We start from the raw sequence: 16,201 nt of genomic DNA, 5'->3' as shown, positions 1-16,201 counted from the left end.
CTCATCCATATTGTTCAGCCTGAATATGATACATTCTCGCATACTTTCCATTTTGTTTCATCAATTCCTCATGACTTCCACATTCCAATATGGAACCGCTTTCCATATAATAAATTTTATCCACCATTTTCGTGGAATATAATCGATGCGAAATCAAAATCAATGTCTTGTCTCTGCACATATTAAGCATTTGTAAATACATATCATACTCCGACAAAGGGTCTAAACTGCTGGATGGTTCATCCATTATAATCACACCTGCGTCCTTGCACATTGCTCTTGCAATAGCCAGTTTCTGGTTCTCACCCCCCGAAAAACTAATTCCATTTTCTTCAAACTCATCTGTCAATGGTGTATTTAATTTATCTGGAAGATTTTCAATTTTAGTAGAAAGTCCGCTTTTCTTCAAGGCTTCCCATACCTTGTCCTCATCTTCCCTTCCCCCCAGTTCCTTTGTGAGCACATTCTCTCCAATGGAAAATGCAAAGGCCTGAAAGTCCTGATAAACAACTGCGATTTCCTGTCTTAAGGAACTTACATCCAGGTCCTTATAATTCTCTTCGTCTAAATACATGCTGCCGCTCTGTGGGTCATACAGCCTTAAAATCAGCTTTATCAAAGTTGACTTTCCTGCACCGTTTTCTCCCACTAATGCAATTTTTTCACCTTTGTCTATTCTTAACGATATATTCTTTAAAATGTTGTCCGCACTGCTGTTATATCTGAATGACACATTATCCAGTAAAATGGAATGGTTCTTTTCTTTTTGTACGATTTTTAAATCTTCTGTCGATTCCATTGAAGATTTATACTCTAATATCTCTCTTAAATTGTTGACAAACAGAGAATGCTCCGCCATTTGTGGTATAACAGAGAATAAATCTGACAGTGAACCACTTAATGTAGCAGACGCATAAATCAGGCTGGTGAAGGAAGCCGCATCAATAACCCCTCTGACTATTTTTTCACCAACCAGCACAGATGCTATCCCAAAATTTATTACAAAAGTCTGCCAACTTCTGATAATATCAAAGAAAGCAATCTCAGGCTGATATCTTTTGATCTGGGTATTATATTCTTCGGCACCGTTTTCAATCTTTGTGAATAGTAGTTTATTATAATTGTTCGTTTTCATTTCTTCAATATATTGAGGCAAATAAAATAATCTCCGTACATACTCAATTTTACGTTTAGGTCTGGTCAGAGCGTTACTTTTCTTATAATCAAGTTTTATTGTAAAAATATTGATCAAAACACTGATTATAGCCGAAATAAGAGATAAAAATATTAGTTTCCAGTCTAAAAGTATTATTATAGTTGAAATTGAAAATATTGTGAGTACTGATGTCATAAAGTTTTCAATTGTAGCAATTATCGCAGGTGCTCTTCGTTCGGCTTCATCAATTGCCCTGGTAAACTTATCGTAGAACTCTGGATAATCCAAAGCCGATACTTGAATTTTTAAGGATTTTGTATATATTCTTTTTAACATGTACTCTTTAATAATACTGTCGCATACAGGACATTTTTCCCATTGCAGCAAGCACTCGCAATAACTCAATATAGTTGAAATAATTCTTTCCGCAAGGACAAACAATGCCAGAAGCGAAAATGATTGGTATCGAATGATACAGTCCAGTATCAGTTTAATTAATAAAACGTTGATAATATTTTTTGAAGTTGAAATCAACGAAAGAAAAATCATAAATATTATTCTTCTTTTATCGGCGGCATAAACCATTCTGAGTATATATAAGTTGTTTTTAATAACTCGCATTCATCTCACCACCCTATCTATATTGTTCAGCCTGAATATGATACATTCTCGCATACTTTCCATTTTGTTTCATCAATTCCTCATGACTTCCACATTCCAATATGGAACCGCTTTCCATATAATAAATTTTATCCACCATTTTCGTGGAATATAATCGATGCGAAATCAAAATCAATGTCTTGTCTCTGCACATATTAAGCATTTGTAAATACATATCATACTCCGACAAAGGGTCTAAACTGCTGGATGGTTCATCCATTATAATCACACCTGCGTCCTTGCACATTGCTCTTGCAATAGCCAGTTTCTGGTTCTCACCCCCCGAAAAACTAATTCCATTTTCTTCAAACTCATCTGTCAATGGTGTATTTAATTTATCTGGAAGATTTTCAATTTTAGTAGAAAGTCCGCTTTTCTTCAAGGCTTCCCATACCTTGTCCTCATCTTCCCTTCCCCCCAGTTCCTTTGTGAGCACATTCTCTCCAATGGAAAATGCAAAGGCCTGAAAGTCCTGATAAACAACTGCGATTTCCTGTCTTAAGGAACTTACATCCAGGTCCTTATAATTCTCTTCGTCTAAATACATGCTGCCGCTCTGTGGGTCATACAGCCTTAAAATCAGCTTTATCAAAGTTGACTTTCCTGCACCGTTTTCTCCCACTAATGCAATTTTTTCACCTTTGTCTATTCTTAACGATATATTCTTTAAAATGTTGTCCGCACTGCTGTTATATCTGAATGACACATTATCCAGTAAAATGGAATGATTCTTTTCTTTTTGTACGATTTTTAAATCTTCTGTCGATTCCATTGAAGATTTATACTCTAATATCTCTCTTAAATTGTTGACAAACAGAGAATGCTCCGCCATTTGTGGTATTAAAATTACCATGTAAAAAAGTGAACTGCTCAGATTAGCCGTCCCGATAAGAAGTGTGGTAAAATTGCCAATATCAATTATCCTGTCCAATACCTGCCATCCCAAATACACAGCAGGGATGCTATAATTTATCAGCGAAAACAGATTTGCTCCAAATACAGATATCCTTACAATAGAAGGCATTTTCGTTTTTATAGTATTAATAATTTCTTCATTTGAACTTGAATATTTATGAAACAACAATTCTTTGTAATCATGTGTCCTGATTTCCTCTCTGAATTGCGGCAAAGAAAATATTCGTTTTATATAATCTGCTTTTCGGTTTTCCCTGGTTAGAGCCATTTCATAATCAAATCTTTTTTTGTTATTTTCATATTAATAAAAGTAGAACTTATCACGGGAATAATGGAAAAAAGGATCAGGATCGGATTCAATATTGCTACTACTGATACAATTCCCAAAACTGAAAACAGGTTAGACAGAAAATATTGTAATGTATTAAGAATCAGCACAGCACGCTGGTCTGCTTCATTTAATGCCCTGACATACCTGTTATAAAAATCTGCATTATTTATGTCAGAAAGATCAATAGAAATATATTTGTCATAAAGTATTTTGGAAAGTCCATTCTTAATTTTCAAATCCCATATTGGAAATTTTACATTTGTAAAGATATTGCTTACTGTCACATTAAATAAATGTATCAGTAAATATACCATTATTGTGATTAATAGAAAAAGGAGAGGATTTTCGCGCTCAAAAGATTCTATTGCATATTTATAAAACAACGTAACATTCGCCGCATTGATACCGCTAAACAACGCTATTATAAAAATGCCTATTACACGCATTCTGCAATTACTATAGCTATAACGAATCATATATGAAATATTTTTCAAAATGAAGGCAAATGAAATTTTTATCTTTTCCTTTTGCATGTCCTCTCCTTACAATATTACGAAAGATCTCATAATTGCTGTTTATTTTTTAGCGGTTTTCTAAGTCTTTTTTCACAGTACTTCACCTGGTATCGATTAGCATAATGCAGTTTCATGATGGTTTTCTCTTTCAGCTTCCGGATATTGCCCATGATCTGTTCTGCTTTAAGCAGTAACATGACAGAATTTTGATTTACAGTAACATTATATGACAAAATAAAAGAGTATGCAACAAAATGCTACAACCAAATAGCATAAAAGTAGCATACCTGCTTTTTGAAGTAAAAAGTCACACTGGCTCGGCGATCATTTTATACAGTTGATCATTCGCCCCGCCCCCGGCAGAGCCTATAATAAAACTGCCATATTCGGATTGAAATATTATGATTACCTGATGGATCGATTGAATAGACAGGACAATACTAAAATTGATTTCAGATTATTTCACATCCTATATGATCATAAAGTACTCATGAGCCATCGGTTGAAATACCTGGAAAGCATAAATTTCAGGGATGCGCAGATACTCGCTTCCCTGAAAGAAAAAACGAAAAGTTAACCAGACATTCGCTGATACTGCGAAATTGTATCCTCAAATATACCCTCAACAGTTCGGCCACATTATTGGATTAACTTAAAATATCGGTTACAGCCCTTCAATCTTCCCCACCAGCTGTACATAACTCGTAAATTCAATATCCGCCTTTTCCTCTTCGCTTTGGGGATAATAATGATACTTTCCTCTCTTTAACCATGCTGTTCTGATTCCCGCCCGTTTTCCTCCCCGGATATCCGCCACAGGATTGTCTCCCACCATCAGGATGCTGCTCTCCGGCTCGCCGATTTCACTTATGGCATACCGGAACAGCTTTTTATCCGGCTTCGTGACGCCCGCCTGCTCCGCGGAAAAAGTCTTTCTAAAAATACTGTCCAGTCCCAGGCACTTCAGCTTACGCTTATGAATATCCAGCAGTTCATCGGTCAGAATATACAATTGATACCTTTCCACCAGTTCCGGCAGAATATATACAAAGTCCTCGAAGGGTTTCATGTTGTCATATATCACCTGCCAGTAGCGCCCGCTCAGCTCTTCGTCGGTTATGCCGCTGATATTCAGTTCCCTCAGCAGCTCCCGGTACCATTTGTTTCTGTCGTTTGCTTCAGGCAGCCCCCTGTGCGTCTGAATCACCTGCCTTTTTACTCTGCGGAATGTAGAATATATGGAATCCACATTTATTCCGGAACGGTTGCACAAATACTCTGCGATGGATAATTCTGCCAGCATTTTCACATCCGTTTCATTATATAAAGTTCCGTCCACATCAAAAATAACTGCACGTATCATAAGCACTCGGACTCCTTTCGCAGCCTGGCGGCACATTTGTATGGCATCATTATACAGTCGGAGGATTATTTTGTAAACGGTTGCTTTATCGGCAAAAAGCTCCTGAAACCTCATCCTCCCCTGACCACCGTCCTCTTCGCAATCAGATATGCAGCCGTATAATACAGCAGATACAGCAGCGCCATGCCCGACGCCACAATTCCGGTAATCAGCGGAACGGTCTCCGCCGCAGCTTCCATCTGTGCAAGCCGCATCACATGCCTGCCGAACCAGGCCACCGGAATGTTCATGACACAGGGCAGAATAAAGGGAAACAGGAAGAAACTGAAGGTCTGCCGGAACAATGCACGGCACTGTTCCCTCTCCCCCATTCCCAGCCGGAAGCATATCTCATAGCGCTGTCTGTCCTCTCCCAGAGAGGACAGGGTCTTCAACGCCAGAATCGCCATGACCAGCAGCAGGAATACCGCGGATACGAACAGCGCGCTCACCACCAGGATTGCCGATACATTGTTCTCCTCCTGTCTGTGATACTCCCTGATCTCAAATGCATGCCTTTTGTCTTCCGAAGAATCCTCCCCTTCCCGGGAAGCGTAAATCACCTGCCTGAGCGCCTGTTCCAATGCCATCCCGTCGTACCTGCTCTGCTCTGTGAGATAGGCAACATTTTGTTCCACACATTTCATACTCTTCACAGCTTCGTCCGGTACCACCACATAGAAATACAGATAGCTTATTTTCGGATAGTCCAGACGGCAACTGTGAAATGTGTAGGAATTTCCTCCCCATTCATATACCATATCCGACCAGTCTGACTGCCCCGCCTTCGGGTCATTCCCCACGATCATGTACTGTCCTTCCAGCGTGACAGCCTCCACTCCAAGGGGTGCCATGACAGCGTTGAAATCGCTCACCATCATAAAGCTGTCTCCGGGTGCCATCCGCTCCTCATACCATTTCGTCCTGCTGTAAAAATCCTGTCTTCCCGTTTCAAAGATACGATAAGGAATTTTCTCTTGGATTCCCGCATACTTCTCAATGACGGATTCTGCCTCCTCCGGAGGTAAGGTACTGTTGCCGGGATCATATTTGCCGGAATAATATATAATGTCATAAGGGTATTCGCTGAGCAGCGCCTCCTCCCGGCCTGCCTTCTGAATGAAGGAAAGATTGGTCCCCACCACCGCAAAGGTCATCAGAAGCGCCAATGTGCCGAGCATCATCGAATTTGCACTTAAGCTTCCCGACAGCTGCCTCAGCACAAAGGTATTGGCGCCGCGGTTTCGAAAGCCGCGCATACGCAGGAATAACGCCACCATACTTTTCGCTGTTCCCCAGTGAAAACCCATTACGGACAGGATAAATCCGCTCAGCAATATGCCTGTGCTCTCCAGCTTCCCACCGCCGGAAAGCATCTGGTCCACCTCCCGGAAAAAGAATGCGATACAGCCAGTCATTCCTGCCAGGGACACCAGTGCCAGAAGGAAACAGCCCATGGGATGCCGTACCCCTTTCTCCACCTTTTTCTCTCCCTGAATCAGGTCAAAAATACTGACATGCTTCAGGTACACTGCGGAAGCAATGGAAGCCGTCAGGAAGATACCCACTGTCAGCAGAATTGTCCGGGAAAATCCTTCCGCGGAATAGGCCCCCACGGCAAAACGCATCTCCAGCAGTTTCATCATCACCGCCATAAGTCCCTGAAAGAGAAAGCTTCCCGCCGCCAGTCCCGCACCCAGGGCAATCATACAGATCAGCATTGTCTCTGCAAGGAAGAGAGTCAGAAGATCCCCCCTGGTCATCCCCAGCGTCAGGTAAGTGCCGAATTCCCGTTTTCTGCGTTTCAGCAGGAAGGAAGTGGCATAGCTTAACACGAAAGCCACCACCATGGAAATCATGACCACGATAATCTGCAGCATTGTTTTCGCACTCTCGCCCCGATCCACGAACACCGCCAGATTCCTGCTGTAGATAATATTGTTTACAGCAAAAAGCAGCGCCACTGTCATTGCGACAGTCATAAAATAAATCAGATAATTTCCCAGCTGTCGTTTCACATTCCTGAATGCAAGCTTAAAATACATCCGTCTCACCTCCCAACGCCGCGCAGGTCGACCAGATTTCTCTGTACATATCCTGTCTGCTTCTTACGCCTCTGTGGACTTCATTCCAAATCCTGCCATCCTTTAAGAACAGCACCCTGTCCGCATAGGAGCCCATCAAAGCGTCATGAGTGACCATCAGAATCGTGGAACCCAGAGAATGGTTCATCATCTGAAAGGTCTTCATCAGGTTTTTGGCATTCGCGGAGTCCAGCGCGCCTGTGGGCTCATCTGCCAGCACCAGCGCAGGGTCCGTGATCATGGCCCTGGCACAGGCAGCCCGCTGCTTCTGTCCCCCGGACAACTCCCGTGGGAATTTGTCCAGCCAGGCCGCCACATCCAGCGCCTCCGCCGCCTTTCGGAGCCTGCCATCGCTCTCCTCATAATTCATTTTCCTCAGATTCAGGGGCAGCACAATATTCTCCCCTATGGTCAGGGTGTCCAGCAGATTATACTCCTGAAAGATAAATCCCAGTCTGTCCCGCCGGAATATGGAGAGCTCGTTTTCCTTCATTTTCGTCAGTTCCCTGCCGTCCACACGTATGGTCCCGGAGCTGACCCTGTCAATAGTGGAAATCACATTCAGCAACGTACTTTTCCCGGAGCCGGAAGCTCCCATAATCGCGGTGAATTCCCCTTTTTTTACACAGAAGGAAATCCCGTCCAGTGCCTTCGTAACCACGCTGCCTCTGCCGTAATATTTTGTCACATTTTCGATTTCCAGAATTCCATTCATCCCTGTCACCTCTCATGCTTTTATTTGCCTTTATCTTAACACACAGATGACGAGAGTGTTCTAACGTAATTCTTCGTTTCTCTTACGGTTTTGTAAGGTTATGCGCGGCTGTCATACCCCAGTGCAACACAGGTAAACGCCCCTTCCTCCGACGTAATCTCCATGGTGATTCCCAGGCGGTCACAGAGTTCCTTCACGATATACAGTCCCATGCCGGTTCCTCTCCCGGGATTTCCCGCATCCGCAGCGATATCTTCCTTCCCTTCCGACCTCCAAAGCGGCGCCGCCCTTCCGACGCTTCCGGTAAATCCCCGCTCTGTCACTCTGTGAAGCTCGTGAGCCGGAATGCCGGGACCATTGTCCCATACGGAAATCACGCCTTCCTCTGCCCGAATCCTGATATGACAGCCCGGACAATATTTCGCACAGTTGACCAGAAGCTGTTTCAGTATAAAGCAGAGAGATTTCTCATCTGAGTAAACTGTGAAATCGCCTTCCGTCTCCACACTGATACCGGCTCCGATCAGCAGTTCCATCTGGCTCCGCACGGCCTCTCCTATGCTCTCAGCAGCGGAAAATGCTCTGATCTTCACATCTTTTTCCGCCGTGCGCAGTCTGGCGTAATACAGGATGCTTTCCGTCAGGTTATCGGCCCGTTTCAATTCCCGCCGCGGTCTGCGCAATTCTGATCCCCTTTCGCACATCCGCTCCCCGGCATCCGGTTTCTCTCCGGAAGGATCGCCCGGGAATCCTGTGTCTGTCGGCTTCTCCCTCTCTCTGTCACCGGAAAGCATGCTGCCGCCGGAAATCGCGCCGTCGAGAATCAGGGTACAGGCAGTCAGCGGCGTCTTCATCTCATGAATCCAGCTCTCCACATAATCACAGTATTCCTCTTTCTCTCTGCGGGTCTGTTCCGCAATCCCTATGGCAGAGCGGGACACCTCCTTCATAATCCGGAAGTAGCGCCTCTCCATGTGATTTACGGGCTTTGGCAGCATTTCTCCCAGAAGATACCTTTCCGAAACGCCTTCCAACAGACGCTCCAGTTCGGCAAAACGCTTCCATTCCAGCAGTCCGCTCACCAGAAGCCAAAGCAGCACTATTGTCAGGAAGGTGACTGCCAGAATGCCCATCAGCGCTCCGTCTGTCCCCGCGACGGCCAGAATCCCGGCCACCAGAATTCCGCCTATGCCCAGAAAACATAACGTGACGGCCCTGGACTGCACCGCACTGAGAAAGCATTCCCACAACACCCTCTGTTTTTCCCGCTCCTTCCCGCCCTTCACAGGCGATACCCCACGCCGCGGACTGTCCGGATATACTCCTCTGCCCCCAGCCTGCCCAGCTTTTCCCTCAGACGATTGATATTGACATACAAAGTGTTCTCATCAATATACAGACTATTCTCCCACAAATCCTCCACAATCTCCTCCCTGGTACAGAGCCCCCTTTTCATCAGACAGGCCAGAATCCGGGTCTCGTTTTTCGTCAGCTCCTGACTTTTTCCATCCCGGCTCACCGTCATTTCCGTTAAATTCAGCGTCAGGTCCCTGGCTGTCATCACCGGACTGCTCCTGCGCTTCAGAAGTCTGGCCATGCGGGCCAGCAGCACGGACGAATGGTAGGGCTTGCGGATATAATCGTCCGCCCCCACACCGAATCCCAGAATCTCATCCTCCGCAGAATCTCTGCCCGTCAGGAAAATCACCGGCACATCCGAATGCTGCCGCAGCTGACGGCACAGCTCGAAGCCACTCTCACCGGGCAGATTGACATCCAGCAGAGCCAGATCGCAGGGCGGTTCTGCCACCGTTTCATAACCGTTTGCCCCCAGCAGTGTCACCAGCTCCCGGCGTATGCTCTCGTCATCCTCTATCACCAATATCTTCTCCATAGCTTCCTTCCTCTCTCCGCGTTTTCTCTTCCGCTTCTTCTGTATGTGGACAAATCTCACAATTTCCTGTGGATACTGTGTATAAAATTGTGTATAAATGATATTTATTGCTGCCTCTATTCTACTATTTTTACACATTTTCCACTCGGGAAGCAAGCAAAATATGAAACTTCTGCCATTTTAAAAGGCCGTACCCCGCCGGGTACGGCCTGTGATATCACATTGAAATTGAAATCCGAGTGCATTCCGACTTAGAAGATTCTTCTGATTGCCAGAATGTTTCTGTAGCCTGCATTGGAAACGATGATTCCGGTCTTGGAGTTGGACGCATGTACAATCTGTCCGTCTCCGATATAAATGCCCACATGTCCGGAGTAGCACACGATGTCTCCGGGCTGTGCATTGGCCAGACCGTCTACCGCATATCCCTGAGAGCGATCTGCCGAAGAAGAGTGGGGCAGACTCACACCAAAGTTCGCATAGACACTCATGACAAATCCGGAACAGTCGGCGCCGTTGGTCAGGCTGCTACCGCCGTATACATAAGGATTTCCCACGAACTGCAGTCCATACTGTGCCACTGCCGCTCCCATTTCGCTGCCGCCGCTGACACTGTAGGAGACGGACTCCTGCGCGGGCACACTGTTCTGAGTACCCTGCGAAGCCGCATTCTGTGCCGCCTTCTTTGCAGCTGCTTCCTGCGCCTTTCTTCTCTCCTCAGCTTCCTTTGCCAGACGTCTCTCTTCCTCTTCCTTAGATTCAGCCTGGACAAACTCGCTATGTAAAGACACATATTCCGTGGATACCCAGCCTGTACCTTCTTCTACATCAACCTTCACCCAGCCTTCGGTCTCCTCCAGCACCAGGAGATCATCAGCCTCGGGAACCATTCCCATGATGGAACATTCCGTGCTGGGTTCCACACGTACGAACAAAGTCTCGGTAGTCACTGTGGCAATCCGCTTACCAACCCGCTTTGCAATCTCCACAGCCGCCTCACCGGTAACACAGTATTCCGCTTTCACATATCCGGTCACACTGCCCGAAGTAATCTGATACCATCCGTTTTCCTCCTGAATAAAGGTTCCCACGGAATTATTGTAAAGCTTACCTAATATCTCTCCTTCTTCGCTGGGAAGACTTCTGACGTTCACGTAATTCGTCACCTGCGCAATCACCAGATTTTTGAACAGATCCTCTTCCGTGGGCTGCGAGGGAACATCCTCATCCACTTCCTGCATCCATTCCATAATGGACTGAATGGGCATTGTAGGTACATCTGTGGTTATATCTTCAAGCTTATTCCCATTGGACAGGGCCAGACTCACACCGCCGCCCGGCAAAATGGAGCCGGAGGCCTGGGCCGTGATACTCATTCCGGAAAAAGCAATTGCTGCGGTTAACACATAAGCTGACATCCTTTTCACATTACGTATCATCTTAATCTCCTCTTTTCGTCTCTGAAAAATATGTACATCCGGGACTTTTATCTGCCGGAAAAATTACGCCTTTATCTATAATTTATTACAAAGTTATTAAATCTGTTAATAAATATAACACTGTTTCTTAATTTTGTCAACCCATGTAAAAAATATGTCTGCTTTCCAGAAATGCCTGTTTTTCGGTCTTTCCGGCATATTTCAAAAAAGAATTGCCTAAATCAGGCAATTCTTTCTTCAAAAAATCTTTTCTTTTTTTTAATTATTACTTCAAATTACTGTTTACAGAAATTTCCTGCAGATACGGCGGCGTTCGCGCCGTCTGACACGGCGGTGGAAATCTGACGAAGGGGCTTCTTCCGGACGTCCCCTGCAGCGAACAGTCCCGGGACGCTGGTGACACAATCCTCCCCTGCCAGCACATAACCGTTCTCGTCACAGTCGGCCAGTTCCCGTACCAGCTCAGTGCCGGGCCGGATTCCTACCGCCACGAAAATCCCTGCCACAGACAGAATCGCCGTTTCGCCGGTCTTCCTGTCCTTAATCCGGATGCCCTCCACGCTGTCTTCTCCCAGGATTTCTTCCACCACATGGCTGTACAGAACCTCCACATTGGGCAGCTTTTTCAGTTCCTCCTGCAGGATAAAGGCTCCCCGCAGTTCGTCTCTTCTGTGAATCAGGAAGACTTTCTCACAGGTCCGGGCCAGATAGATGGCATCCTCCAGAGCTACATCGCCGCCCCCTGCGACAGCCACCGTCTTCCCCCGGAAAAAGGCGCCGTCACAGGTAGCACAGTAGGAGACTCCCCTTCCGGTCAGTCTCTCCTCCCCGGGAACCTCCAGAAGAGCATGCACCGCACCTGTGGCCAGAATCACAGCTCTGCTCTCCATCTCGCCGCTGTCTGTGTGCAGCACCCTGCGGTCTCCCTTATCCTCCAGAGCCAGCACCTGAGCCTCCTTAAATTCCACCCCCAGCTTATCCGCATGTTCTCTGAATTTCACCCCCATGTCAAATCCATCCATACCCGGCATCCCCAGGTAATTGTCCACCTCATAAGTATTCAGCACCTGACCGCCGCTCATGGGATTCTTCTCCAGCACCAGAAGATTCAGCCCCGCCCGCCTGGCATATACAGCTGCTGAAAGTCCCGCAGGACCCGAACCAATAATGATTAAATCGTACATTTTACCCTCCGTCTCCATTTCATATATTATTTGATTTCCGCATTTTATCACAGGGAACAGTGGAAAAATTCTCCGGGCAATGATATACTGAATCCAAAACGTCCTGAGAGGAGATTCCCGCACATGTCTGTTCCTGAAAAATATGCACTTATCACCGGCGCCTCCAGAGGCATCGGCAAAGCCGCAGCGGAGCTTTTCAGCGCCCATGGCTATCACCTGATTCTCACCTGCAGCCGTTCCGTGAAGGAGCTGGAGACTCTGGCAGTGGAGCTGGAACGCACCCACGGTATCACCTGCCTGCCCGTTCAGGCAGATATGGGCTGCGAAGCCGATGTGGAACGCCTTTTTGCCCATGTCCATGCCCTCGACATACTGGTGAACAATGCCGGCATGGCTCATTTCGGTCTGCTGTCCCAGATGACCTCCGCTCAATGGCATCAGATTATGGCAGTCAATCTGGATTCGTGCTTCTATACCTGCCGTGCCGCCATCCCGCTTATGCTGCAAAAGCACCGGGGCAGAATCATAAATGTGTCCTCTGTCTGGGGTGCCAGGGGCGCCTCCATGGAAACAGCCTATTCTGCCTCCAAAGGCGGCATGAACGCCTTCACCAGAGCTCTGGCAAAGGAGCTGGCCCCCAGCAATATTCAGGTCAACGCCGTGGCCTGCGGTCTCATCGACACTGCCATGAACGCCTGCCTGTCTCCGGAAGACATGGCGTCACTTCAGGAGGAAATTCCCGCAGGCAGAGCCGGTACTCCTGCCGAGGCCGCCCGGCTGATTTACCAGGTGGCCCATGCCCCCGAATACATGACCGGCCAGATTATCACCCTGGATGGAGGATGGCAGACCTGAGTGTCACGAAAAGCTGTCCTTCTCTTCTTCCACAATTTCCTGCACATCCGTCCCGGGCACGAGAGAATCCACAATATGCTGCATTTCTCCCTTTGTCCTGGCATCCTTACAGCGCAGAATCACTTTCTCCTTCTGGGCTTCCGTCAGCCCCGCGTAACCGTTGAGCGCAGCCTCGTTTGCTGTCAGCCCCATTCCGAGGCCCAGAGGCAGATCTGTAAATGGCAGCCCGCCATAATATCCGTTCATTCCATAAAAATCCATTACACACACTCCTTTCCTTTGTCATTCGACTGTCTGAACGTTCCGGAAACGCTCCGTCAGAGAAATCGTCACCGGAATCTACAGACTGATTTCAGTGTGTGTAATTTTTATGACACTTATCCGCAGTTGACGCTTTTACGATATTCATCATCTGGAATTTCTTCTAAAAAATTCCAGCGTCAACTGATCTTTCCTTGTTTATGATTCCCCTCTCCCACCGGTCCTGTTCGCCTCCTCTACGCTGCCATACCCGTACATTTTTACACTGTTTTCCATAATGGCATAGGTCAGGTTTCTTCCGGTGCGGGCATAATCCACCACATATCTGCCATACAGCTCCAGCATTTTGTCGGAATAGGTTCCCAGCTCGCCTCTCAGATAAGTCTCATAGGAAGTATCCAGCGGATTATCTTCCGTGGTATGGATATTCCTTGCATTTTGGGCAAGCGCCGGATAGTTTTCGGCAAATTCCTCCATCCAGCCCACCTGCATTCCCACAATCTGCTCGATAATCTGCTTCTTCTCCGGAGAAAGTTCCGGGAAATGCGCCTTGATTTTCTCATATTCCTCCGGTGCAGTGCTCTCCATCATCCTTCCGTATTTTTCCTCTATCAGATTATGTCCCCTGTGATATTCCCGATAAAAATCATAGAGATACTGCATCAGCATAGTCCTGTTCCAGGTGAGATACTGACTGCTGCGCATCACATAAAAGGTAGGCCAGTCATCCTGACAGCTTGCCCGTCCTCCCTCGTTTTTCACCTTGTCAAAAGCTTCGAACTCCAGTCTGGCAATGTCCTTCACCAGCTCCTTTTCAGACTTCACCGCCAGAGAAGCCTTATATACCAGCTCTTCGCTGTGGGCGTCCAGATAGCTGTCCGTGTCACTGATCAGGTCCCTTCTGTACATCTCCATAGCGAAGAATTCCCCTGCCTGTTCTATCTGCCGGAGAACAGCATCCGGATTTTCCCTGTCACCAGCCCATGCGCCTTTCCCCGCTTCCGCCTTGTTATTCCCGGAACTTTCCTCCGTCCCGGAACACAGATTGTCATCTCTTTCCGGGCTATTCCCGCCGCCCGCAATCTTCTCAAGCAGTGCCGCAGCAGCCCTGCCTTCCGCGGATTCCTGCAGGCCCCGGAACAGCCATTTGTCATGGGGCGGGTATTTCCCTTCTATATAATATTGCAGTTTCATAGCCTCTTTTATACCGTCCCACACCATCATGCGGGCCGTGAGCAGGTCTCCCCGCCGATGCATTCTCGGATAGTTATACTGAGCCGTCTGGGCATACCGCGCAGCGCTCTCCGCCAGCTTCAGATAACGGATTTCCTCCGGATATCCCTGCCGCAGCGCCTCCCGGAAAGCGGAGAAAATCCCTTCCTCATCCCGGAAAATCTCACCGTTCACAGCCGCTGCCAGGGAACTGTCCTGAACGCTGCGCCAGTCTATCTGACTGTACACATCCGTCCCAACCAATCCCCGGTAAAAATCGGAAATTCTGATTACTCCCCGTCTGTTGCGCCCGTTTTTATGGGGTGCTTTCCTATAGCCCTGAAATTCTTCCGGCAGCTTCTCATAAGCCTGCTGCAGCGCCTCCCCGATTTCCTGCCAGGTCTCATCCGTCACCCACATACAGAAATCCGGTCCCCAGTCATGGTCCCGGGATGCCTCGTCGTCGTATCCGAAGCAGTCGGAGCCTCTTCCTGCAAGTCCCACGGCAATCTTACCCATATAGGCTGGGAATTCCTTCTCTATCATGAGCCTTCCGAACGTCTCATAGTAATCCCTGGCCAGCCTAAGTCCTGTGCCCTCAGACTTCTCTCCGGCACTTCCCTTCTCAGCAGTCTCTTCCCCTGCATGTCTCATTTCTGCCGCCTTCCCTCCCCTGTCTTCTCCTTTTGCCTGCGTCCCCCCGGCATTCTTCCGTACACTTGCCGCCATATCCTTCTCACAGGCTTCCACATACTCCTTCAGCCTGTGATAATACGCATTTCTGCCCAGATTTCTCTCCACGATATCCATTGCCTGCCCATAATATTGCAGCGCTTTCTCATATTCCTCTCCGGCATAAAAATATGCGCCCAGTGTGGCCAGAGCCGCCGCATAATGGCTGTCCTCCACATTTCCCGCCTGAAACAGTTTCACTGATCTCATAGCATACTTATAAGCTTCTTCCCGCTCTTCCAGGCCCATACAGCTTCCCGCCAGATTGGCACAGGTAACGCCCAGTTCATAGACGGCATGATTCTTCTCCGCAATGGCCAGCGCCTCCAGCTGCCTCTCCTTTGCCGCCCGAAAATCCCCCATCTCCTGATACAGAAGACTCATGTTATTTTTCAATCCTGCCATGAACATATCATCCGGCTTCAGCAGTCTGTCATATAACTCCTGCACCTGAAGATAATACCCCATGGACTCCTGCAGTTTCCCGCAGGACCGATATCCTGTGGCAACATTCAGCAGCGTGGTGGCATAGGGAATCGTATCCTCCAGGCCCATACGCTTTGCCAGTGCTATGGCCCGCTCCGCCGTCCGTTCCAGCTCTTCCTTCCGGCTGACCTCCCGGTAATACCCCAGCAGCTCATTCAGCAGCTGCAACTGGACGGCCTCGTCTCCTTCCTCCGCAGCCTGCTCCAGGGATCTGCACATCAGCGTCTCCGCTTCCTCTCCCTTATTCTCCTCAAAATATCTGTCCACCTGTCTTAAAATCTCATTGATATCCAATGTTCTGCTCTCCTTCACGAATCCAGTTCTCCGACTTATATTATATATAATTATCGGGGAATTGGA

13 protein-coding genes are annotated in these 16,201 nt (G+C 47.4%); 1 reads left to right on the top strand and 12 read right to left on the bottom strand.

Going from position 1 to position 16,201, the window contains the following annotated elements; all coding sequences use genetic code 11:
* Window position 1 precedes the first annotated feature (1 nt).
* From NSB25_RS05570 to NSB25_RS05525, 10 genes are all read right to left on the bottom strand, one after another.
* Window positions 2–1,777, bottom strand: coding sequence for an ABC transporter ATP-binding protein (locus NSB25_RS05570; protein ID WP_103238431.1), 1,776 nt, complete (start codon window positions 1,775–1,777; stop codon window positions 2–4).
* 13 nt (window positions 1,778–1,790) lie between these two features.
* Complete coding sequence (locus tag NSB25_RS05565; RefSeq protein ID WP_103238430.1) at window positions 1,791–2,999, bottom strand: ABC transporter ATP-binding protein; 1,209 nt, start codon at window positions 2,997–2,999, stop codon at window positions 1,791–1,793.
* Window positions 2,990–3,595: an ABC transporter ATP-binding protein gene (locus NSB25_RS05560; protein ID WP_103238429.1), complete on the bottom strand. Its 606-nt coding sequence runs from the start codon at window positions 3,593–3,595 to the stop codon at window positions 2,990–2,992. The genes NSB25_RS05565 and NSB25_RS05560 overlap by 10 nt, the downstream gene beginning before the upstream one ends.
* A gap of 646 nt (window positions 3,596–4,241) precedes the next feature.
* Window positions 4,242–4,940, bottom strand: coding sequence for an HAD family hydrolase (locus tag NSB25_RS05555; RefSeq protein WP_172454961.1), 699 nt, complete (start codon window positions 4,938–4,940; stop codon window positions 4,242–4,244).
* Between the two features lie 110 nt (window positions 4,941–5,050).
* Complete coding sequence (locus tag NSB25_RS05550; protein ID WP_103238428.1) at window positions 5,051–7,024, bottom strand: ABC transporter permease; 1,974 nt, start codon at window positions 7,022–7,024, stop codon at window positions 5,051–5,053.
* Entirely contained in the window at window positions 7,014–7,778 is a 765-nt protein-coding gene (locus NSB25_RS05545) for an ABC transporter ATP-binding protein (RefSeq protein ID WP_103238427.1), read from the bottom strand. The genes NSB25_RS05550 and NSB25_RS05545 overlap by 11 nt, the downstream gene beginning before the upstream one ends.
* A gap of 98 nt (window positions 7,779–7,876) precedes the next feature.
* Window positions 7,877–9,064, bottom strand: coding sequence for a sensor histidine kinase (locus NSB25_RS29385; RefSeq protein WP_103238426.1), 1,188 nt, complete (start codon window positions 9,062–9,064; stop codon window positions 7,877–7,879).
* The gene (locus NSB25_RS05535; RefSeq protein ID WP_103238494.1) at window positions 9,061–9,672 is read right to left on the bottom strand and encodes a response regulator transcription factor; all 612 of its coding nucleotides are present in this window, start codon (window positions 9,670–9,672) and stop codon (window positions 9,061–9,063) included. Before NSB25_RS05535 ends, NSB25_RS29385 begins: the two co-directional genes overlap by 4 nt.
* 251 nt (window positions 9,673–9,923) lie before the next feature.
* A complete protein-coding gene (locus NSB25_RS05530; protein ID WP_103238425.1) occupies window positions 9,924–11,111 on the bottom strand; it encodes a C40 family peptidase in 1,188 nt (395 codons plus the stop codon).
* Window positions 11,112–11,386: 275 nt separating this feature from the next.
* Window positions 11,387–12,295, bottom strand: coding sequence for an NAD(P)/FAD-dependent oxidoreductase (locus NSB25_RS05525; protein ID WP_172454960.1), 909 nt, complete (start codon window positions 12,293–12,295; stop codon window positions 11,387–11,389).
* Window positions 12,296–12,418: 123 nt separating this feature from the next.
* On the opposite strand from NSB25_RS05525, the gene ymfI reads away from it, so the two are divergent.
* Window positions 12,419–13,150 (top strand): elongation factor P 5-aminopentanone reductase, encoded by a 732-nt coding sequence (ymfI, locus tag NSB25_RS05520; RefSeq protein ID WP_103238424.1) that lies wholly within the window; start codon window positions 12,419–12,421, stop codon window positions 13,148–13,150.
* A gap of 3 nt (window positions 13,151–13,153) precedes the next feature.
* Here ymfI and NSB25_RS05515 read toward each other — a convergent pair whose 3' ends face one another.
* Together NSB25_RS05515 and NSB25_RS05510 are read right to left on the bottom strand one after the other, a co-directional pair.
* Window positions 13,154–13,411, bottom strand: a complete 258-nt coding sequence (locus NSB25_RS05515; protein WP_103238423.1) for a hypothetical protein — start codon at window positions 13,409–13,411, stop codon at window positions 13,154–13,156.
* A gap of 198 nt (window positions 13,412–13,609) precedes the next feature.
* Window positions 13,610–16,153 (bottom strand): DUF4125 family protein, encoded by a 2,544-nt coding sequence (locus NSB25_RS05510; protein WP_146039981.1) that lies wholly within the window; start codon window positions 16,151–16,153, stop codon window positions 13,610–13,612.
* Window positions 16,154–16,201: the final 48 nt, after the last annotated feature.

Source organism: Acetatifactor muris, from assembly GCF_024623325.1.
Lineage (GTDB): Bacteria > Bacillota > Clostridia > Lachnospirales > Lachnospiraceae > Acetatifactor > Acetatifactor muris.
Note: the sequence above shows the minus strand (reverse complement) of the source record. Positions and strands in the feature narration are given on the sequence as shown.